Origin of the sequence: Herminiimonas arsenitoxidans, assembly GCF_900130075.1 — a bacterium.
GTDB classification, from domain to species: Bacteria; Pseudomonadota; Gammaproteobacteria; order Burkholderiales; family Burkholderiaceae_D; genus Oxalicibacterium; species Oxalicibacterium arsenitoxidans.
In genome coordinates this window covers 1,268,695-1,290,696 of record NZ_LT671418.1, presented here as the reverse complement: position 1 = coordinate 1,290,696, position 22,002 = coordinate 1,268,695, and the positions used below count along the sequence as shown (strand labels likewise).

At 52.3% G+C, this 22,002-nt stretch carries 19 protein-coding genes; 5 read left to right on the top strand and 14 right to left on the bottom strand.

Annotated elements, in window-relative coordinates; all coding sequences use genetic code 11:
* Positions 1-2: 2 nt before the first annotated feature.
* Positions 3-920 carry a LysR family transcriptional regulator gene (locus BQ6873_RS06060; protein ID WP_076591846.1) on the bottom strand — a complete coding sequence of 306 codons (918 nt, stop codon included), beginning with the start codon at positions 918-920 and terminating at the stop codon, positions 3-5.
* A 98-nt stretch (positions 921-1,018) separates the two neighbouring features.
* Here BQ6873_RS06060 and BQ6873_RS06055 point away from each other — a divergent pair, with 98 nt between their 5' ends.
* Both BQ6873_RS06055 and BQ6873_RS06050 read left to right on the top strand, forming a co-directional pair.
* Positions 1,019-1,600, top strand: coding sequence for a chromate transporter (locus tag BQ6873_RS06055; protein WP_083664400.1), 582 nt, complete (start codon positions 1,019-1,021; stop codon positions 1,598-1,600).
* Entirely contained in the window at positions 1,597-2,127 is a 531-nt protein-coding gene (locus tag BQ6873_RS06050; protein ID WP_076591845.1) for a chromate transporter, read from the top strand. The genes BQ6873_RS06055 and BQ6873_RS06050 overlap by 4 nt, the downstream gene beginning before the upstream one ends.
* 33 nt (positions 2,128-2,160) lie before the next feature.
* Here the strand turns inward: BQ6873_RS06050 and BQ6873_RS06045 are convergent, their stop codons facing one another.
* The 7 genes from BQ6873_RS06045 to BQ6873_RS06015 all read right to left on the bottom strand — a co-directional run bounded on the left by BQ6873_RS06045 (position 2,161) and on the right by BQ6873_RS06015 (position 9,374).
* Positions 2,161-2,613, bottom strand: coding sequence for a PliI family lysozyme inhibitor of I-type lysozyme (locus BQ6873_RS06045; protein WP_076591844.1), 453 nt, complete (start codon positions 2,611-2,613; stop codon positions 2,161-2,163).
* 92 nt (positions 2,614-2,705) lie between these two features.
* On the bottom strand, positions 2,706-3,092 hold the full coding sequence (locus BQ6873_RS06040; protein WP_076591843.1) for a DUF488 domain-containing protein: 387 nt from the start codon (positions 3,090-3,092) through the stop codon (positions 2,706-2,708).
* Positions 3,093-3,125: 33 nt separating this feature from the next.
* Positions 3,126-3,548: a VOC family protein gene (locus BQ6873_RS06035; RefSeq protein ID WP_076591842.1), complete on the bottom strand. Its 423-nt coding sequence runs from the start codon at positions 3,546-3,548 to the stop codon at positions 3,126-3,128.
* 32 nt (positions 3,549-3,580) lie between these two features.
* The gene (locus tag BQ6873_RS06030; RefSeq protein WP_076593969.1) at positions 3,581-5,833 is read right to left on the bottom strand and encodes an arginine/lysine/ornithine decarboxylase; all 2,253 of its coding nucleotides are present in this window, start codon (positions 5,831-5,833) and stop codon (positions 3,581-3,583) included.
* 172 nt (positions 5,834-6,005) lie between these two features.
* A complete protein-coding gene (locus tag BQ6873_RS06025) occupies positions 6,006-6,494 on the bottom strand; it encodes a dihydrofolate reductase (RefSeq protein ID WP_076591841.1) in 489 nt (162 codons plus the stop codon).
* A gap of 15 nt (positions 6,495-6,509) precedes the next feature.
* Entirely contained in the window at positions 6,510-7,484 is a 975-nt protein-coding gene (locus BQ6873_RS06020; protein ID WP_076591840.1) for a thymidylate synthase, read from the bottom strand.
* A gap of 102 nt (positions 7,485-7,586) precedes the next feature.
* Positions 7,587-9,374, bottom strand: a complete 1,788-nt coding sequence (locus tag BQ6873_RS06015; protein ID WP_157889134.1) for an ABC transporter transmembrane domain-containing protein — start codon at positions 9,372-9,374, stop codon at positions 7,587-7,589.
* A gap of 276 nt (positions 9,375-9,650) precedes the next feature.
* Between BQ6873_RS06015 and egtD the strand changes: the two genes are divergently transcribed.
* On the top strand, positions 9,651-10,601 hold the full coding sequence (gene egtD / locus BQ6873_RS06010; protein WP_076591838.1) for an L-histidine N(alpha)-methyltransferase: 951 nt from the start codon (positions 9,651-9,653) through the stop codon (positions 10,599-10,601).
* Positions 10,602-10,718: 117 nt separating this feature from the next.
* The gene (egtB, locus tag BQ6873_RS06005) at positions 10,719-11,930 is read left to right on the top strand and encodes an ergothioneine biosynthesis protein EgtB (protein ID WP_076591837.1); all 1,212 of its coding nucleotides are present in this window, start codon (positions 10,719-10,721) and stop codon (positions 11,928-11,930) included.
* A gap of 37 nt (positions 11,931-11,967) precedes the next feature.
* On the opposite strand, the gene BQ6873_RS06000 is transcribed toward egtB, so the two are convergent.
* The 4 genes from BQ6873_RS06000 to selD form a co-directional block, all read right to left on the bottom strand.
* Positions 11,968-12,351: a hypothetical protein gene (locus tag BQ6873_RS06000; protein WP_076591836.1), complete on the bottom strand. Its 384-nt coding sequence runs from the start codon at positions 12,349-12,351 to the stop codon at positions 11,968-11,970.
* A gap of 125 nt (positions 12,352-12,476) precedes the next feature.
* Positions 12,477-14,834, bottom strand: a complete 2,358-nt coding sequence (locus tag BQ6873_RS05995) for a fatty acid cis/trans isomerase (RefSeq protein WP_076591835.1) — start codon at positions 14,832-14,834, stop codon at positions 12,477-12,479.
* Between the two features lie 190 nt (positions 14,835-15,024).
* A complete protein-coding gene (gene leuA, locus BQ6873_RS05990) occupies positions 15,025-16,698 on the bottom strand; it encodes a 2-isopropylmalate synthase (protein ID WP_076591834.1) in 1,674 nt (557 codons plus the stop codon).
* A gap of 486 nt (positions 16,699-17,184) precedes the next feature.
* Positions 17,185-18,231: a selenide, water dikinase SelD gene (gene selD / locus BQ6873_RS05985; RefSeq protein ID WP_076591833.1), complete on the bottom strand. Its 1,047-nt coding sequence runs from the start codon at positions 18,229-18,231 to the stop codon at positions 17,185-17,187.
* A gap of 121 nt (positions 18,232-18,352) precedes the next feature.
* On the opposite strand from selD, the gene senA reads away from it, so the two are divergent.
* Positions 18,353-19,540: a selenoneine synthase SenA gene (senA, locus tag BQ6873_RS05980; protein WP_076591832.1), complete on the top strand. Its 1,188-nt coding sequence runs from the start codon at positions 18,353-18,355 to the stop codon at positions 19,538-19,540.
* Positions 19,541-19,590: 50 nt separating this feature from the next.
* Here senA and BQ6873_RS05975 read toward each other — a convergent pair whose 3' ends face one another.
* Positions 19,591-19,998 (bottom strand): YXWGXW repeat-containing protein, encoded by a 408-nt coding sequence (locus tag BQ6873_RS05975; protein ID WP_076591831.1) that lies wholly within the window; start codon positions 19,996-19,998, stop codon positions 19,591-19,593.
* Positions 19,999-20,202: 204 nt separating this feature from the next.
* Entirely contained in the window at positions 20,203-21,612 is a 1,410-nt protein-coding gene (locus BQ6873_RS05970; RefSeq protein WP_076593968.1) for a DEAD/DEAH box helicase, read from the bottom strand.
* Positions 21,613-22,002: the final 390 nt, after the last annotated feature.

The window sequence follows — 22,002 nt, the reverse complement described above, 5'->3', positions numbered from 1 at the left end:
CTTCATCCTAGAGTTTTGGCAAGCTTCCTCGCCTCAATAATCATTCTTTCCACCGCACCTGATTGCGGTATATCACGATAAGCTAGATGCAAAGGCGCGCGCAGGCCGGGTGCGTGATCAACGTTCAAATAAACGACTTCTTCCAGTTTCACATGTCGTATCGAGGCTGGAACGATAGAGATGCCCAAGCCAGCAGCGACCAAACTTAGCGTGGACAGATTTTTGCGTGCTTCCAGCTTTACTTTGGGGCTGAAGCCTGCGACGCGGCAGGCTGCGATCACGGTATCGTACAAACCGGGTCCGCTGGGACGTCGGTTCAGGATGAATGATTCTTCTGCCAAAGCAGTGAGCGGCAAACTCTTGCGCCGTTTGTTCTGCGCCAGTGGGTGTGTGGCTGGTAGCGCGACGATCATTTCTTCCACCAGCATCGTTTCCATTTTCAATCCTGCTGCATTGCCTATCGGCGAGCGTATGAAGGCGACGTCTACACGATTCTGACGCAAGGCTTCGACCAGATCGGATGTATTGCTTTCTTCTACCGCAAGCGTAACGCCCGGCGATACCTCCCTGAATGCACGTATGACGGCTGGGATGAATGGGTGTAGTGATGCTGACTCGGTGAAGCCGACTGCGATGCGGCCCAGCTCGCCTTGCGAGATACGGCGCACGTCTTCTATGGTGGTGTTGACCTGATCCAGAATAATGCGCGCATCAACCAACAAGGCATGCCCACTTTCTGTCAATTCCATACCGCGCGGAAGACGCCGGAACAAGGTGACGTCCAGCTCTTTTTCAAGCGCGCGAATTTGCTGGCTCAGCGGTGGTTGCTGTATGCCTATGCGTTGTGCGGCCTTGGTCAGATGACCTTCTTCGGCGACGACGACGAAATAGCGCAGCAGGCGCAGATCTATGGATGACATATATTTTAAGTATGTTTAACTATGATTCCATATATTAGACTGAATGACGGTTCGCGCGTAAGCTTTCGCCTATCAATGGATATGACGGAAGCAAGAAGATGGAAAGCAGTACACAAATAGCGGAAATGCCAATGGCGCAAGCGGAAGTGCCACACCCGACCATTCGGCAATTATTTCTGGGCTTTCTGGCGCTGGGCATGATGGCCTTTGGCGGTGCCTTGCCACTGGCACACCGGATGCTGGTGGAGGACAAGCGCTGGTTGAATGAAACCGAATTCACCGAACTGCTCGGTCTGTGTCAGTTCCTGCCGGGCGGCAATATGATTAATTTATCGGTTGCAGTCGGCATGCGTTTTCGTGGTGTCAAAGGCGCTTTCGTTTCCATCATGGGTTTGGTTGCGATGCCATCAATTGTCTTGATCATGCTGGGGATGCTGTATGAGCGCTTTCGAGACGATGCGCAAGTAGGGCATGTATTTGCCGGCCTGGCCGCAGCGGCGGCTGGTTTGCTAATTTCCATGGCGATCAAAATCGCGCTGCCTTTGCGCAAGAAGTTCATGATGGCTGGTGTTGCAGTGATGTGTTTTATCGCGATTGCTTTACTGCGTTTGCCATTGCTATGGGTCATGCTGGTGATGACTCCACTCAGCATCTGGGTTACGGCGAGGAGCAAGAAATGACGCAGACCCTGATTGCCTTATTCCTGATTTTTTCCCAGTTGTCTCTGCTGGCATTTGGCGGCGGTAATGCGATCCTGCCCGAGATGCAGCGTCAGGTGGTCGAAGTGCATCAATGGATGAGTGCGAAAGAATTCAGCGCCTTGTTTGCCTTGAGCCAGGCCGCACCGGGGCCGAACATGATGATAGTCAATCTGGTTGGCTGGCAGGTGGCAGGCTGGGCAGGCATGCTGGTGACCGCCATCGCTAAGTTTGGTCCGTCATCGCTGCTGACTATCATGTCGCTACATGCATGGGAACGTTTCAAAGATAGACCGTGGCGTGCCTATATACAATCCGGCATGGTGCCTGTGACTGCGGGCATAGTTGCTGCCAGTGCGGCAGTGATTGCACATACGTCGGATACCAATTGGCTACTGACGGTGATTACCATTGTTACTGCTTTGCTGGCCTGGAAAACGCGGATACATCCGCTGTGGCTATTGCTGATAGGTAGTCTGGTGGCTTTGCTGGGGAATGCTTGGGTTTGATAGGCGAGACAGTAATACTGCCCGCCTCTTAAATTAACGGCTCTTGCCTAACTTTTTTTTCAGTGCTTGTACCGCATCTAATTTGGCATCCATGCCAGCGATTGATGTGATGAATTGCAAATTCTTCTTGCGCAGGCGGAAGGCATCTACCGTAACGTAATTGCCGCTGCCTATATAACGTGTGGTGACGATAATTTCTTGCGTGCCATCGTGGTCGAGGTCGGCAAACGTCAGACTTTCTATCGTGCCATTGCGTGGGCGTATGGTGCCGGTGATGAATTCATCGTAAGGATAGGCAGGATCGTTTTTGGCATAGACGCGCAGCGAGTAGCTGCCTATGCCGCGCGGCTCGAAGTCTCCTTCAGCGACAACTACCATGCCTTTGGTTTGTGGAAAAATTCCTGTCTTGACGATGCGATTGTTGTCTGCGCCGATAGCCGCTGTAGAGAGTGCTATGCCCGCGAAAAATAATGCGATTTTATTCATTGATACATTTCCTGTTGTGCTGATTCACACTATTCATTGTGATCGTTCTTGTGCAATGGATGTGTAACTGCGATGTAAAAAGTGATTTCAAATCACGCGACCTTGGCACCTTTGTCGATTAGCAAGCTACGTAGCACGGAGCGATGGCAGTGCGCTTCGTCTTCGCAGTAGCACCCGACCGAGAAGTTGCTGTGATGCGAAAGTGCTGCGAGTAGTTCAATCGTGTGTACGTTTTCAGGTGTCGCCATTTCAGCGCGATAGTGTTTGAAGAAGGTATTCCATTCCTGCGGTGTGGTGGCGCTATGTGCGAGTTTGACAGTGTCTGCGCTGGGAGCAAGGTTGGGGAACCAGACATCGAACCAGTTATGCGAGGCAAAATCGGTTTTGGCTACGCCGCGTGGCGGGCGATGTACTGTGCCGATGCGTATGCCTTCGTTGGTGATGCGTTCACTACCCAATCTGACGGTACGTGCAACCATAGCTGCCTCCAGATTATTGGACCTTCATGCGCTTCAGTTAGGCGCGTCCCAGGCTGGATTCCATACAACTTCCCATAGATGCTGATCGGGATCTTTAAAGTAGCCTGCGTAGCCGCCCCAAAACGTATCGTGCGCCTGTTTGACGATGCTTGCTCCAGCGTTCTTTGCTTGCCGCATGGCGGCATCGACTTCTTCCTTCGAAGATACGTTATGCCCGATGGTGAATTCGGTTGAACTGACAGGCGCGACAGGAATGCCGGTATCTTGAGAAATGCTCTTGCGCGGCCACAGCGCCAACTTCAATCCTGACTGCAGATCGAAGAAGGCAACTGCACCATATTCAAACTCGGCACCGATGATGCCTTGTGTTTGCAGGCCGAGGCCATCCCGATAAAACTGGAGTGCTTGCTCCAGATCATCAACGCCTAGCGTGATGACGGTTATGCGAGGTTTCATTTCACATTCCTTTCATCAGGATACAAACTTATTTACTGACGTACGCAATCGACGAAGTAATCGCGCTTGCCGTCCACTTCACGTTTGACCAGACCGTGTACATCGGTTTCAAAGCCTGGGAATTTCTCGTTGAAGTCACGTGCAAAGCGCAGGTAGTCAACGATAGTCTTGTTGAAACGTTCGCCCGGAATCAACAAAGGAATGCCCGGTGGGTAAGGCGTCAGCAAGATCGATGTCACACGACCTTCCAGTTCATCGATAGGGACACGGTCGATTTCGCGATGCGCCATTTTCGAGAATGCGTCAGACGGTTTCATCGCCGGTTGCATATCGGATAGATACATCTCTGTCGTTAGACGCGCGACGTCATAGGCTTTGTAGAAGTCATGAATCTGTTGGCACAGATCACGCAGGCCGATACGCTCGTAGCGTGGATTGGCCGCAGCGAATTCCGGCAGGATGCGCCACATCGGTTGGTTCTTGTCGTAATCGTCCTTGAACTGTTGCAGGGCGGTCAGCAGCGTGTTCCAGCGGCCTTTGGTAATGCCGATGGTGAACATGATGAAGAATGAATACAGGCCGCATTTTTCAATGATGACGCCGTGCTCAGCCAGATATTTGGTCACGATGGACGCAGGGATGCCGGACTCGCCGAACTTGCCGTCGAGTGACAGACCCGGATTGACGATGGTCGCCTTGATCGGATCGAGCATATTGAAGCCCGGAGCCAGATTGCCGAAGCCATGCCAGTCGTCTTCCGCGCGGATCATCCAGTCGTCCTGCGTGCCTATGCCTTCTTCGCTGAAGGTGTCAGGACCCCATACCTGGAACCACCAGTCCTTGCCCCATTCCTGATCGATCTTCTTCATCGCACGGCGGAAGTCCAGCGCTTCCAAAATGCTTTCTTCCACCAGTGCAGTACCGCCCGGTGCTTCCATCATCGCGGCAGCAACGTCGCATGACGCGATGATCGAATACTGTGGCGAAGTTGAGGTGTGCATCAGATACGCTTCATTGAAGGCGTCTTGATCGAGCTTGACGCTCTCCGATTCGCGCACAAGGATCTGCGATGCCTGTGACAGGCCAGCCAGCAATTTATGTGTCGATTGGGTCGAGAAAATCATCGACTCTTTGGCGCGCGGACGGTCTTTGCCGATCGCGTGCATGTTTTTGTAGAAATCGTGGAAGGTCGCGTGTGGCAACCATGCTTCATCGAAATGCAGCGTGTCGATTTCGCCGTCGAGCATGTCTTTCAATGTTTCGACGTTGTAGATCACGCCGTCGTAAGTTGATTGCGTGATGGTCAGGATGCGTGGCTTCTTGTTGGCGGCTTCGCGGGCAAAAGGATTGGCTTCGATCTTCTTGCGGATATTTTCCATCGAAAATTCCGACAGCGGGATAGGGCCGATGATGCCGAGGTGATTACGTGTCGGCATCAGGAAGACCGGAATCGCGCCACACATGATGATCGAGTGCAGTATCGATTTGTGACAGTTGCGATCAACCACGACGATATCGCCAGGCGCGACAGTCGAGTGCCAGACCATCTTGTTCGAGGTCGAGGTGCCGTTGGTGACGAAGTAGCAGTGATCAGCATTGAAGATGCGCGCGGCATTGCGTTCAGACGCAGCGACCGGACCAGTGTGATCGAGCAACTGACCGAGTTCTTCTACCGCGTTACAAACGTCGGCACGCAACATGTTCTCGCCAAAGAATTGGTGGAACATTTGGCCGATAGGCGATTTCAAGAATGCGACGCCGCCGGAGTGGCCAGGGCAGTGCCATGAGTAGGAGCCATCCTGTGCGTAATGCACCAGCGCGCGGAAGAACGGAGGCGACAAGCCATCCATGTAGGACTTCGCTTCGCGGATGATGTGACGTGCGACGAATTCAGGCGTGTCTTCAAACATGTGAATGAAACCATGCAGTTCGCGCAGGATGTCATTTGGAATGTGGCGCGAGGTACGCGTTTCACCGTACAGATAAATCGGGATGTCGGCGTTCTTGTGGCGAATTTCTTCGACGAAGGCGCGCAACGATTTCAATGCGTAATCAGTTTCTTCAAACGAGCCGGCGCCGAACTCTTCATCGTCGATAGACAGGATGAAGGCGGACGCGCGCGATTGCTGTTGTGCGAACTGTGACAGGTCGCCGTAGCTGGTGACGCCCAGCACTTCCATGCCTTCTTTTTCCATCGCTTCGGCCAGTGCGCGGATGCCTAGTCCCGACGTGTTCTCGGAACGAAAATCTTCATCAATGATGACGATGGGGAAGCGAAATTTCATGAGGTCTCCAGCAAGACGGAAAGTGCGGCGCACAGGCTTGATTTGTGCGCCAGATAAGGAAAGCGAATTTTCGCAGATATGTATGCGATTTGGGGAGAAAAAAGCCGCCGATTGGTCGATCAGCGGCATAGTGGGTCACCAGTGTGACGCCAGTGTTACAAAAACGATCAGACTATTTAATCCGGTCGTAGGTAATGTAGGCGTAATCGAAGCCATTTGCCTCGGAATGATGTTCTTCACGTGCGGTTTCTTGCCACTGTTTTGGGTCGATAACCGGGAAAAAAGCATCGCAATCAAAGGTTTTGTCTATCTTGGTCACGATCAGGCGGTCAGTGCCTGCCAGTGTGTCGGCATAAATCTGCGCACCACCGATAATGAAGGCCGCATTGTCACCGACCAGCGCCTTGGCGGCATCCAGCGAAGTGACTGCTTCGACGCCAGCATGTTGCCACTCTGCATTACGCGTAATGACGATATTGCGGCGATTCGGCAAAGGGCGTCCGATGGAGTCGAAAGTCTTGCGACCCATGATGATCGGATGGCCGGACGTCGTGCGCTTGAAGTGCGCCAGATCTTCCGGCAAATGCCAGGCCAGGGTGTTGTTGATGCCGATACCGTTGTTGGTATCAGTGGCGACGACGATGGTCAGATGTGCGGGCATAGTGTTCGTGTAATTTTAAACAGCCATCGGCGCACTCAATGGTGCGTGATGTTCGTATTTTTCCAGACTGAAATCGCTAGGTTCGAGTTTTTCCAGCCATTCAGGTTCGTACTTGCCGGTGACGGCATAGTCAGGAATGCGATCTGATAAAACCAGCTTGGGCGAGGCATGCGGTTCGCGCATCATTTGCTCATTGAGCATATCCAGATGATTCTCATAGATATGTGCGTCGCCGATGAAGTAGGTGAACCACTTCGGTGTATAGCCAGTCAGGCGGCCCACCACATGCAGCAAGGCAGCGGCTTCAGCCAGATTGAAAGGCGTACCAAGGCCGATATCGTTGCTGCGGATGTACAGGCAGAGCGAAATTTCTTTGGTCGTCGCATTTGGAATGAACTGATACAGCAAATGGCAAGCCGGCAAGGCGATCGCGTCCAGATCGGCACAGTTCCAACCGTGAAACAGGATGCGACGGCTGCCTGGATTCTTGATGATGGTGTCGAGGCAGTCGCGTAATTGATCGATGGCTTTGTACAGCAGAACTTTGCCCTTGCCTTCGTCATTGACGGCGGAGACGACGCGGAAGCCGTGCTTCTGTGCATCTTCAATCTGCGCTGTATTGTCGGCGTCGAGCAATTTGTAGGCTGGCCATTGGCGCCATTGCACGCCATATACCGGGCCGAGGTCGTCTTCGCCCTGGCGATACGGATTGTTCAGCCATTCGGTATTTTCATTGGCATTTTGATCCCATACCTTGCAACCCAGTGCGCGGAAATCGGCAGCACTGCGGGTCGCGCGCAAGAATCCTATCAATTCGCCGATCACGGATTTGAATGCGAGTCGCTTGGTCGTAATTGCTGGGAAGCCGTCTTTTTGCAGATCGAAGCGCAGCATGGCACCAGGAATGCTGATGGTGCGGATGCCGGTACGATTTTCCTGCCAGGTGCCGGTATCGAGTACTGTGCGCACCAGGTCAAGATACTGTTTCATGCGTAGTCCGTTTTTATATAGGTTGTCGGAATATAACTTTTGCTATATTTCCCGGGAATTCGCTATTTTAACGGCTTAAGCCGCAGGCAGCGGAATCGGCGATCAATGCTGGCCAAATTGCAAGGCCGCCAGGCTCGCATACAGTCCACCGGCCGCGACCAATGTAGCGTGCGTGCCGGTTTCGACTATCTTGCCGTGTTCCATCACGATGATGCGATTGGCGCGTTGTACAGTCGCCAGTCTATGTGCGATGACCAAGGTGGTACGGCCGACCATGGCAGCTTCCAGTGCGCCTTGTACCAAACGTTCGGATTCGGCATCGAGTGCGCTGGTTGCTTCGTCCAGCAACAGCAGTGGTGGATTCTTCAGCAGAGCACGTGCAATTGCAATGCGCTGGCGTTGACCGCCAGACAAACGCACACCACGCTCGCCGAGGAAGGAGTTGTAACCTTCCGGCAGACGCTCGATGAATTCATGCGCAGCGGCCATGCGGGCAGCGGCAATCACGTCATCGTCGCTGGCATCGGGACGGCCATAGCGTATGTTCTCCATCGCATTGGCAGAAAAAATCACCGTGTCTTGCGGCACGATGCCTATCGTATTGCGCAAGTCATGCAAGTCGAGGTCGCGGATATCGATGCCATCCAGCTCGATCACGCCTTCTTGCGGATCGTAGAAGCGCAACAGCAACTGGAACAATGAAGTCTTGCCCGCGCCGGACGGACCGACGATGGCGACAGTTTCACCTGCTTGAATTGCGACCGACAGATTGGACAGTGCCGGCGTCAATGGACGAGATGGATAGTGGAAGGTTACCAAGTCCAGCGTCAGCGATGCACCATTGGCACGCCGTGGCGGCAAGGCGGTCGGCGATGCAGGAGATTTAATGGGTGATTTCTCTTCCAATAACTCAAGCAAACGTTCGGTCGCGCCGGCTGCGCGTTGTGCATCGCCTAACACTTCCGATAATGCACCGATCGCACCGGCAACAATTGCCGAATAAAGAATGAATTGACCGAGCACGCCGCCGCTCATGGTGCCGTCGATGACAGCATGTGCACCCAGCCACAGTACGAAGACGATGGCACCAAAGATCAGCAGGATGGCAATCATCGTCAACAAGGAACGTGCGCGTATGCGGCGCATCGCTGTTTTGAATGCGCTCTCTACGGTTTTACCGAAACGTTGAGCTTCGATTTTTTCGTGCGTGTAAGCCTGCACGGTAGGCATCGCATTGAGGATTTCTCCAGCCAGTGCAGAAGCATCCGCTACACGATCTTGTGAATCACGTGACAAGGTACGTACACGACGGCCAAACCACACGATAGGCAAGACGACGAAAGCGAGAGTGATCAGAATGATGGATGACAATTTGATGCTGGTAATGAAGAGCATCACCAAACCGCCAGCGAACAGCAGCGCATTGCGCAAAGCCATCGAAATGCTGGTGCCTATCAGTGTTTGTATCAGCGTTGTATCGGTCGTGATGCGCGACAAGACTTCGCCGCTTTGCGTGGTTTCAAAGAATTGCGGGCTTTGCGTCACCACGTGTGAATAGACCGCATTGCGCACATCGGCGGTGACACGTTCGCCCAGCCACGACACCATGTAAAAGCGCGCCGCAGTGGCGATCGCCAACACGCAGGCAACGCCGAACAAGGCGATGAAATAAGTGTTGATGCTGGACGGATCATGCATGCCGTTGGCACCAAAGCCCAGATCGATCATTTGCCGGAATGCATACGGGATTGCCAGTGTGGCGGCGGCCGCGACGATCAGCGCAATGCCGGCCAGGGCAAACTGTTTTTTATACGGCAGTAAAAATTTAACCAGGCCGCGTAAAGTGGCGATGCTGCCTTTTTGCAATTCTCGGGACGTCTTGATGGTCATGGATACAGTATTCTGGGTAAAAGATGATGTCAGGAGGCAGAGGCAGCCTGATTCTTGCATTTAAGGCATGGCGATTACGGCTGGCATGAAGGCCTAGCTTAACACCAGTCAACGCGGCATATTTTTCCGCGTACTTCGTTAAAAAATGCAGAAAACACATTTGTTCTCAGGCAATATGGGGGCGGGCGGGCAGAGCACAACTGTTATCTTTGCCTAGTCAATGAACTGTCACGCCGAAATGGGGTCATTCAGATTCACGCATCACGGGGGAGCAGATTGCTGCAATTCATCCAGTGTACCGAACAGAATGACCAGAGTGTCCGTGACGAACTGCTCGCGGGCTTGAGCGCAGCACAGGCTTTTACCTCACCCAAGTATCTGTACGATGCCCTGGGTTCCAAATTATTCGAGGCGATTTGCGAGTTGCCGGAATATTATCCAACCCGCACTGAATCCCTTATCTTCAAAACGCATGGCAGGGCGATTGCACAAGCCATAGGCAGCGGGGCCACGCTGATCGATCTGGGCGCTGGTAACTGCGTCAAGGCAGCGCGCCTGTTTCCTGCCTTGCAACCGGTGCAATATGTGCCGGTCGATATTTCAGTCAGCTTCCTGCGCGACTCGTTGCAGCGTTTGCAGCAGCAATTTCCATCTATTGTCATGACCGGTCTGGGGATGGATTTTTCCAGTGAATTGCTCTTGCCGGATAGTGTGCGTGAAGAAAAGCGCCTGTTCTTTTATCCCGGTTCTTCTATCGGCAATTTCACGCCGGAGGAAGCACTGGCCTTCCTGCAGCGCATCCGCGCGGCTTGCGGTGAAGATGGTGGCTTGCTGATAGGCGTCGATCTGATCAAGGAAAAATCCATACTGGATGCCGCCTACGATGATGCGCTGGGCGTTACGGCTGCTTTCAACCTGAACCTGTTGCGACACCTGAATCATTTGTTAGGTACCGACTTCGATGTGCGGGCGTGGCGACATCGCGGTTTTTTTAATGACAAGGCCAGTCGTATAGAAATGCATCTGGAAGCGGCATCAGAGCAAACCGTGCGCTGGCCACAGGGCGAGCGACGTTTTGAACGTGGCGAACGCATACATACCGAAAATAGTTACAAGTACACGCAGCGCAGCTTTACGGATTTGCTGGAGCAAGCGGGCTTCCGTCGCTTGTCGTTTTGGACTGATCCGCAGCACTGGTTCATGGTGTGCCACGCACATACGATTTGAGCCAAATAGTTGCTTTGCAGTTCTTGTTTACAGCTTGATTTCGTATTTATTTAATTCGCAGTAAACTGCACAAAGCCGCATCCTGAAACTGTTCCACCAACAACATGACGGATTGCAATGAACGCACAGACAGAAAATATTCATCTGCTTGCACCGCATCAGAGCCTGGCGCGTTATCTGGCTATACGCGCACGCTCGCTAGCCTTGGCAGCGCCGCTGTCGGAAGAAGATTGTGGTGCGCAATCGATGCCGGATGCCAGTCCGATCAAATGGCATCTGGCACACACCACCTGGTTTTTTGAAACCTTTATCCTTGAACGTTTCGAAGCAAACTTCCAGCCTCATCATCCAGCCTTCCGTGTCCTGTTCAATTCCTATTACAACGGAGTGGGTGACAAGCATGCACGTGCGCAACGCGGCTTGCTGACGCGTCCGCCATTTGACGAAGTGCTGGCCTATCGGCGTGATGTGGATGTACGGATACATGCTTTGCTTGCACAAGCATTACCAGCAGAGGCCAAGTCAGAAATGGTGGGTTTACTGGAACTGGGTTTGCAACACGAACAGCAGCATCAGGAATTGATGATGACGGATGTCTTGCATCTCTTCTCACGCAATCCGCTCAAGCCGGCGTATACCGATACGCTCTATTCATTGGCCGAAACAGCACCGGCATTGCAATGGCAGTCTTTCGATAGCGGTGTGGTGCAGCTGGGGCATGAGGGAACAGATTTTTGTTTTGATAATGAGTTGCCACGCCATCGGCAGTTTGTCGAACCGTATGCACTGGCGACACGACTGGTGACGAATCGCGAGTATCTGGCTTTCGTCGAAGCGGGCGGCTATGAGAATCCGGCTTTATGGTTGTCGGAAGGTTGGGATTGGGTGCAGACACAACAAATTTCGCATCCGCTGTATTGGCAGCATGATAGAGGCTGGCATACATTTTCTCTGCATGGCTTGCGGCCGCTTGATTTGCATGCAGCGTTGACGCATGTTTCTTATTTTGAGGCGGATGCCTATGCGCGCTGGAGTGGTGCGCGTTTGCCGACTGAAGCTGAATGGGAACATGCTGCGCGGGAAGCGAGAGACTTGATCCAGTTGTTTGGTACTTGCTGGCAATGGACCAGCAGCAGTTATGCAGCGTATCCCGGTTATCAAACTGCAGCGGGTGCGCTGGGTGAATACAACGGCAAGTTCATGTCGAATCAGTATGTACTGCGTGGTTCTTCATCTGTGACACCGAGCGGACATGAGCGTGTCAGTTATCGAAATTTCTTTCCGGCGACGGCGCGTTGGCAATTTTCCGGAATTCGTTTGGCGCGCTAGGTACTTTAGAGGATGGATGCTGATCTCAGGTTTGATCCTAGTACTTGGAAAACCGGATTCCCAGTTTGTGTTCTATGCTTTCTCCCAGACGCGGTCCCAGGCCCGGCAGTAGCGAGCGCAAGGTTTTAGGCATTTCACGCAATCCTTCGCGCATTTCCTTGACCATTTTCAAACTGGTTTGATCGTCCATCCCTTTTGCCAGGGCTGCTCGACAACGTACGACGGAAAGCACGATGTCATCCGTCAACATATCCAGTTCATAGTCGTAGGTTTCTCGTAACAGTCCGATCAACCGATCGTAGACGGGTAATAGCTCGTACAGATCTGATGCAGCAATAGCAGCGACTTCCTCGGGGGAGGGGCGTTTTACAGAGCGTGTGAAGAGCAAGATGTTATTGCCTTCGATGTTCTTCTCGGACATAAGCGTGTGCAAGCATATTCAGACGACTCCATAGTATGGTTGGCCGGCGAAGCAAGTCAATCGAATCGCTTAAGTGTTTTTGCTTATGGCTAGAGCTGGACAGTCGTAGTTTTTTACTCAGCCGCTTAACGGAATTCCAGACGGTTGTAATCCAGTATGCCTGCTTCCAATGATTGCTCCCTGAAGTAGCGTTGATGTAGCGCATCGCTGAATGCCCAGAAATCCTGATTGTCACGGCGTACGGCCCAGCGTTTGGTAAAGGCGGCATAGTCACTTTCCGAACGTAGGCTTTGCAGTGCGGTGATCATGGCTGGCAAGTCAGCAGAGCGCACGCGATAAAAGGCATTCGGATAATTGAAGATGATGCCTGGTGCCAGCGTCAAGGTATCTTCTTCCGGTATCACTTCTTTCCGTTCACCCAATAAATGCGACACGCTGGCATGTGCCGTATTGCGTATCAGGCTGTAGGTTCTGGCGTTGCCGTCCGGCGTATCGACTACCAGCAGCGCAGTTTCCGGCAACCATTGCAATGCCTTGCCCTTGGTCGTTGCGAGTGTCGTCAACGGAGTTTGCAAGTATGTCGGTGTTTGCTTCGTCCAATCCAGCTTGGTAGAGATCACGGGTGCCAGTCGTTTTCTCATCAGCTCCAGCAATTCCTTTTTCGGATTATCGGTGACATAAGGGATGCCGCTATCGACGTTCAGTGTACTGGCAGGACCACCGTAAACTTGTTCTCGCACAGACAGACTGTCGCCGCGATACCAGTAGTCACGTGTGGCGATGCGCTGTGCTTTGGGTAGCAGCATCAGGAAAGTGGACTCGCCTTCTGCCCGCAGATAATCCATGTATAGCCGAGAATTGAGTTGATGACCAACGTTGCCATACACATCGTAATTGGCCACCAGTAGATAGTGGATGCGTTCCAGTAATGGGTAACCTATGACCCAGGCAGTTTTTGGTGTGTCGCCGACAAAGCCTTTGACCACACTTGCATTGTCAAAGTGGCGGAACACGGTCAGCGCTGCATTATCGTTGTTGCCGTCACCATCCCAGATCAGATTGAGGTTGATATCAGCCGGTTGTTTGATGACTTTGGCCATCAAGGTTGTGCGCGCCTTCAGGTAGTCGTTTTCCAGCTTCCCATATTCGAGCCAAGGGACGAGGATGCCGCTGCTGCGATTGCCGGTAGGCAGGCTTGCCAGAGCAGCGCTCTGTTGCAGCAAGTGGTCAACCTCTTTATCGTAGGTTTCGGATGGTGCAAGGAAGGTCACCCAAAACTGATCACGGATGACGTTGAGTGCAACCTGGCCACGACATACCGGGCCCTTGATGAAGCCCATGATGGTGAACTCGGCTTCATCCAGCATGAAGCGATAGCGTGCACCCACTGGTAATTGAGCGAAGGTGGCAAAAGGATTGGCTGCGGTTTCTTCGCTATAGCCAGGGAGTTTATCTACCTGATAAGGAACATCGAAAAACAGGCTGCGCCAGCGCGTCATGCGTTGTGCATCTAGCCGATAAGGCATGTGAGTTTTGGCGACTATTGCTTCGAGTTCTTCAGTCAGACGATAGTAGACGCGGCCAACATTGGGATTGTCTACCGGGCGTGGTGTTGCAATGATTTTGATCGGCTGTCCTGGTGGCGTCGCTGAGCGTACCAGTTTGAAATAGCGACGCTGCTTGTCGTCGTTGAGCTCGTCGCCGAAATACAGATGTGCCAGGAATAAATGTTCATAGGCATAGCGCGCGAACAGTTGTTCTTTCAATGAATCGCCATTGAAGAATTTTTCCCACAGGTTTACTTTCACCGTCACTGCCGCTGGCAATGCGGGTTGCCCTTCATAAGGAGCACCTCGTTCCAGCCAGTTCGTCATGGTGCGATGCTCTGCCGGCGACAGTGCGGGAAGGCCGAAAGGCATGCCGCCTAGCGGTGTGCTGCGTTCGTAGGCATCCATTTCAAAATCAGCCGGACACATATTGGCGCGATTTTCCGATACATCCAGTTTGCTGAGCTTGCTATCGTCAGACGGCCAAGGATGCTGCTGTTTGAGTGCCAGCATGCGATGGATCAAACCGACTGCGCGATTGGCTTCCGGCGTAGACATGTGCTCGTTCAGAACAGGAAAGAAATCGCGCTGCCGCCATTCAGAAGGTTTTTGCGCGTCGATATAAAGGCGCGATGGTTCGGCTGCTAGCAGACGTGTCGCATCATAAACCGCAGTTTTGTTGGCACCACGTGCTAGGCCATCCCAACTGGTGGTCTTGAGCTGACAGGGCGCGTCATAGCAGGCGTGACAAACCACGCAGCGTTGATTGAGTATCGGTTGTATTGTTTGCAGATAGGAATTGTCTGCGGGTGGGGCCATCGGTATATCAAAGCGTGTCGGATCCGCTGGGCCATACAAATTATCGATACGCGAGCTGAGCAGAGTGCTACAGGCAGCAATGAGTATGACGATGGGTAATAGGATAATCCGACGCATACGACATACCTGGAGAGAAATCTGGAAATGTGACCTTGCCGTATTTTGCCATACGTATCAATTTCAAGACTAGCAGGCAGTCCTTGTATCAACTTTGTTGTCGAAGAGGAATTTGATCGCTGATTGCGGTCATTTTTAGACGTAAAAAAGCCGCTGAAACTCAGCGGCTTTTTCTTGAGGTGTGCGCAGATCAGGCAGCTTTTACATTCACGGTCAATGCAACATCCCGATTCACTGCGCTCAGCACAGCACGGAACGAGGCCGTCATGATATTGCTGTCGATTCCGACGCCGAAGCGGGTCGGGCCATTGTCGACACGCAGCTCGATGTAGCTGGCAGCATTGGCGCTAGCGCCAGCACCGATGGCATGCTCATGGAAATCCATCAGTTTGATATCCAAGCCCAGCGCATTGATGAAGGCATCAATAGGGCCGTTGCCAGAGCCGCTTACCGTCACTGGTTTGCCATCTTTTTCCAGCTCGACTTTGATCTGGATTTCATTACCCTTTGTATCGTCGATATGGTGGCTGCGATATTGATAAGGCGTGATGGCAGTCAGATATTCGCTATTGAAAATCTTGTGTATATCACCGGCTGCCACTTCACCACCGGTTTCATCGGTGATGCGTTGCACGGCACGGCTGAATTCGATCTGCAAACGGCGCGGCAATACGAGACCGTATTCCTGTTCGAGCAAATAAGTCATGCCGCCTTTACCAGATTGGCTGTTGACGCGGATGACGGCATCGTAGCTGCGGCCGAGATCAGCTGGATCGACAGGCATGTAAGGTACTTCCCAGATTTCGTCAGCTTTCTGTTTGGCAAAGCCTTTCTTGATCGCATCCTGATGTGAGCCAGAGAACGCTGTGTAGACCAGGTCGCCGACATAAGGGTGGCGCGGATGAACCGGAATTTGATTGCATTCTTCCACGCATTGACGGACTTCATCGATGTCGGAGAAATCAAGGCCAGGATTGACGCCTTGTGAATACAGATTCAAGGCAAGCGTGACAAGATCAACGTTACCGGTACGTTCACCATTGCCGAACAAGCAGCCTTCGATGCGATCAGCACCAGCCATCACAGCCAATTCCGCTGCGGCGACGCCACAGCCGCGATCATTGTGCGGATGGACGCTGAGGATGATGGAGTCGCGGCGTGCCAGATTGCGGTGCATCCATTCGACTTGGTCAGCGTAGACGTTAGGCGTGCTGGCTTCTACCGTACTTGGCAAATTGAAGATCATCTTGCGTTCAGGTGTAGGCTGCCAAGCTTCGGACACAGCGTCGCAGACTTCTTTCGCAAAATCGAGTTCAGTCATGCTGAAAGTTTCTGGCGAATACTGGAATACCCATTCTGTCTCTGGATGCGCATCGGTCAATTCGCGGATCAGCTTGGTGCCGGCGACAGCCAATGCTTTCACTTCTTCCTTCGACATATTGAACACGATACGGCGGAAAGAAGGTGCGGTCGCGTTATACATGTGCACGATGGCGCGACGTGAACCAATGACGGACTCGACGGTGCGACGGATCAGATCTTCACGTGCTGGTGTCAAGACTTCAATCGTGACGTCGTCAGGAATGCGTTTGCCATCAATCAGCTTGCGCACGAAATCGAAATCGGTTTGCGAGGCGGAAGGGAAGGCAACTTCAATTTCTTTCAGGCCGATTTTCAACAGCATGTCGAAGAAACGGAATTTCTTCTCGTGGTTCATCGGTTCGATCAAGGACTGGTTGCCATCGCGCAAATCGGTACTCATCCAGATAGGCGGTTTGGTGATGACTTGGTCAGGCCAGGTACGGTCCTTGAGTTGCACGGGCGGGAAGGCGCGGTATTTCGCAGCCGGGTTGGTCAACATCATGATAAATCCTTTAATTCGGTAATCGGGATAAAGCGTCAGGAGTGGCGATGTGGGCTACCTGACTGCCACGTGCGCTAGGTCAGGTAACCGATCGGTAGCAATAGCAAAGCCAATGAACGAGCGAACGTCATCCCGGCGAACAAATCGCCATTGATGCGCACTGCTGAAATCGGCTTGATAGGCATGATGGTTACGGGTAACTCGGTTGTACTGCGATATGGACTACGACTGGTAAAACATGTGTGTTGCGTGCAACACAAGGGATCGATACTAGGCTAGTAGTAGCGATAGCAGCGTCGATAGCGATGCGCTAGCGATGTGCGATGGTGCGGAAGGAATGTGGTTTGCGTAAGACATGGGGCTAACTTTAGGCGAAGCAGGCTTGGGCTGTCAAGTCTGACATTAGACGGGTAGTCCACGGCGTTGCTGATTTGATAATCAGTAACGCTGGCTAAACTTGTATTTCCATAGCGAAATTGAGCTGCATCAAGCAGAAACGGTGACCTTGGCCGCACCTGTGGTCATTTCGCCAATAACTGCAGCATCGGCAAAGCCTTCACGCTGAAACAAGGCAAGAACCTCATCGACCACCGCGGGATCGCAGGCGACCAGCAAACCGCCCGAGGTTTGTGGATCACTCAGTAACGCGCGCTGTACTGGTGTGACGGTTGCGGCCAGTGCTACATCGTGGCCATACGCATCCCAGTTACGTCCCGATGCGCCGGTGATGCAGCCTTGCTCTGCCAGATGCTGAACATTCGGCAAAAGCGGAATACTTTGCATATTCAGTTGCGCGCCTAACTTTGCGCCGCGTGCGAGTTCGAGCAAATGTCCGAGCAAGCCGAAGCCGGTCACGTCGGTCAGTGCATGTACGCCATCCAGTTTGGATAAAGCCATGCCAGGTTTATTTAATTTGGTGGTGTTGGCGATCATTGCGGCATAGCCGTCTGCATCCAGTGCATTCTTTTTCAACGCTGCGGAAAGAATGCCGACGCCCAAGGGTTTACCGAGTATCAGCTTGTCGCCGACTTTGGCATCCGCATTGCGTTTGACTTTGGAAGGATGAACCAAGCCAAGTACTACCAAGCCGTAGATAGGCTCGACCGAATCGATAGTGTGGCCACCCGCGATCGGAATGCCGGCTTCAGCACAAATCGATTCGCCACCTTTGATGATCAGGCCTATGGTTTCTATCGGCAGTTGATTGATAGGCATGCCGACCAAGGCCAGTGCCATGATAGGTGTGCCGCCCATCGCATAGACGTCGGAGATCGCATTGGTAGCGGCGATGCGGCCAAAGTCGTAAGGATCATCGACGATAGGCATGAAGAAATCTGTGGTCGCGATCAATGCTTGCTCATCATTGAGCTTGTAGACGGCAGCATCATCGGAAGTTTCAATTCCGACCATCAATTCTTTCGGTACCGGGAAGCCGCTAGAGTTCTTCAGAATGTCAGCCAGCACGCCAGGTGCAATCTTGCAGCCGCAACCGCCACCATGCGAGAACGAAGTAAGTTTGATTGGTGCATTCATGAATTTCTCTTTTTAAAGTGTGCGTGTTGCTTCTTTGCTGCTTGGCTTTTAGTCGATTTGATATGGCATCATGTCGTATCAATCAAGATGTTTTTATCCATCTGCGACCGGCGTTTATTCAATGACTTCATCTTTTCGCAATGCCACGTCTGAAGAGCTGACCAACGCGCTGCAAGATGCACGTGATTATACGCTGCAGCTTTTTGATTGTTTTTGTGAAGCAGGCTTGGATGTTCCTGCGAATGTGCCGATATCACCCAACGTTTCTCCCCCTTTGTGGACCTTGGGGCATATTGCATGGTTTGCCGAATGGTATATCTTGCGCGAGGCAGAATCGAGTGCGCCGACGGCCGCACAGCGTACCTCGATGCTGACCAAAGGCGATGACTGGTTCGATCCGAACACTTTGCCGCATCGTGGTCGCTGGACTTTGGACTTGCCACGTACTGGCGCCTTGAAAACCTATTGCCATGAAGTGTTGGATCGCGTGCTGGATAAGCTCTCGCGGGCAGAGGACGACGATGCTGCACTCTATCCGTATCGTCTGGCATTGGTATATGAAGACATGCGTGCCGAAACGCTGGTTTGCCAAATGCAAACGCTGCGTGTCATGCCCTTGACGCGTCTGGCAGCACCTGCCTTGCCGAACTGGTCGCAAGGCGAGATTGGTTTTCCTGGTGGGACGATACAGCTGGGTAGTGAAAAAACGGATGACTTCATCTTCGATAACGAGAAGTATGCGCATGCGATGTATGTGCCGGCGTTTACGATGGATTCCACTTTGGTATCGAATGCACAATTTGCGGAATTTATCGCTGATGGTGGTTACGACAATCCGAATTTTTGGAGCAAGGCAGGGCGCGCATGGTTGATGCAGCAGGAACGTTCAGCGCCGATTAGCTGGCAGCGTGATGGACATCGTTGGTGTGCTGAACGATTCGGTCGATTGATCGTGTTGCCTGATCATGAACCTGTACGGCATATCAGTTTGTTTGAAGCACAAGCGTTTTGTTTGTGGGCCCATCGACGTTTGCCGACGGAAGCTGAATGGGAGTTTGCTGCAATGTCTGGGCATCCGGCATTGCGTTGGGGCGATCTATGGGAATGGACTTGTTCGCCATTTGAGCCGTATCCCGGATTCTCGGTTGATGCTTATCGCGAATATTCGGAGCCGTATTTCATGACGCATCAAGTGTTGCGTGGTGCATCGTTTGCGACACGACAAAGAATACGTTCACCTAAATTCAGAAATTTCTATCTGCCGGAACGCAGCGATATGCTGGTTGGATTTCGTACCTGTGCTTTGTAGCGGAAAGACTTCAACTCAGGAGGCGATATTTATCGCCCCCTGAGTTGGTATTAGCAGTTGCCCTTCTTGCCTTGGCCGGGAGGACAGTGATAACCGTGATTCTTGTTGTGATGTTTGTCTTTGCGATAGTGCTTGTCGTGTCTGTTTTGCTGCCATCCGCCTTGATGCAAATTCCAGTGACCATGATCCTGACGCCATTGCGGACGTTGATAGACATAGCCGGGACGAGCGCGTACCCAGTGGCCTTGCGCCCATACGTGTTGATAGCCATTCCAATTCCAGTAGCCAGGTGCCCATACATAGCCGTGACGTGGCGGCGGCATGCGTTCATAACGTGGTGGCGGCGGCGCTGTGCCGATATTGATGCTGACGCTGGTGTGTTGTGCCATCGCTTGGATTGGTACAACGGCAGTTGCGCTGAGCAGAAGAGCGGCGACACCTAAAAGTAATCGTTTCATGATTTCTGGTCTCGAAAGTGATGATGGGTTCACTATAGCGTTTGCATCAATTACTTCAGCAACTTATGCATCTGCTTACAATTGTTACGGTATGTTATTTCCGTCTTTACATAAAGATACTGTGCTGAGAACTGTGGAAGCATAAAAAAAGACCGGGTCTAGGACCCGGTCTTTTTTACTTCAACGCCTGAATGACGTCAGTGATTAACGCTCGCCGAAAGGACGACGTGTTGCACCGCCTGCATCGCCGGTACGTGGACCTTTGTTGAAGCTGCTGCCATCTTTACGTGGTGCATTTGGCTTGCTGAAGGTGCGTTGACCTGGTTTAGCTGTGTTGCCACGGTTGTCGCCTGGTTTCCAGCCACCTGGTTTGTGGTTCGAACGCGGTGCCGAAGCGCTGCGTTTTGGTTCGAAACCTTCAATGACTTCGACCGGGATCAATTGCTTGATGAAACGTTCGATACGTTTGACGTTCATGCTTTCTGCATGATTGACCAACGATACCGCGATACCGTTACGGCCAGCACGACCGGTACGACCGATACGGTGAACGTAGTCTTCTGGGAATTTAGGCAAATCGTAGTTCACGACGTGCGTGATAGCTGGAACGTCGATACCGCGTGCTGCAACGTCAGTTGCAACCAATACGCGAATCTGACCGCGACGCAAGCCGTCCAATGTACGGTTACGCGCACCCTGGTGCATGTCGCCATGCAATGCAGCTGCAGCGAAGCCAGCGATGTTCAAACGGTCAGCAATGGTGTCTGCATCACGTTTGGTTGCGGTGAACACAACAGCTTGATCCATGGTTTCGTCACGCAGCAGGTGATCGAGCATGCGATTCTTGTGCGACAGATCGTCGACGAAGTGGACGCATTGCTTGATGTTTTCATGCTTGGTAGCGGAACCGGCGATCTGAATGATCAATGCATCTTTGGTGATGCGTTTTGCCATGTTGCCGACCATGCCGTCCAGTGTTGCCGAGAACAACATGGTTTGACGACCCTCTGGTGTAGCTGCGACGATTTTTTCGATGTCGTCGATAAAGCCCATATCCAGCATGCGATCCGCTTCATCCAATACCAGGATTTGCAGTTGCGAGAAATCGATCTTGCCCGATTCCATGTGGTCGATCAAACGGCCTGGGGTTGCTACCAGAATCTCTGGATTCTTGGCCAGCAATTGCATTTGTTTCGGGTAAGGCATACCGCCCAGAATCGAAACAGCTTTGACACGTTTCATGAACGCGCCGTATTTGTCGGTCGAGGTAGTTACTTGCAGTGCGAGTTCGCGGGTTGGGGTCAACACCAGCATTTTCGGTTGTGCAGCTTTAAAGCGTGGGCGATCGCCGCGTGAGCGAGCCGATTGCGCTTCTTGATTTGGTGTTTTGCCAGATTCAGGTTGTTGCTGTTCGGATTGAACTGCGAATTTATGCAGCGCAGGCAGCATGAATGCCGCTGTCTTGCCGGAACCAGTTTGTGACGAAACCATCATGTCGCGGCCTTCAATGCCTGCAGGGATCGCCTGGGCTTGCACACCTGTTGGAGCTGTGTAGCCCGATTCGGTCAGTGCTTTGATGATGGACGCGTGGAGGCCTAGTGATTCAAAAGTCATTATTTTTCTTTCGTATATATCAGCGCGACAGCGCGCATCATGGATTGTGTCCACGATGAATGTCTGCGAGTGCGCAAAAAATGCAACGCCAACCAACGAAACAGCTAAGAAAGCTCTGAGAGATTTCGGCACAAAAGCTTTGCGCCGGGACGGTGTCTAGAATTCAACACCTGAAGGCGGGGGGCTTTATCGTTAATGCTAACGGTTCGCGATGCTGCAAAGTGCGATGTCTGTTACAAAGCACAGCGCGCATTGTAGTACAGATTGGACTCGCTGTCGAGTCATACCGCGGAATACAGGCTTTTCTCCTCTGAGGAGATTTAAAACTGTACTTGTGTCTCTGCCAATAAAAAACGCGGCAGTAAGCGTACTGCCGCGTTTTCGTATGAT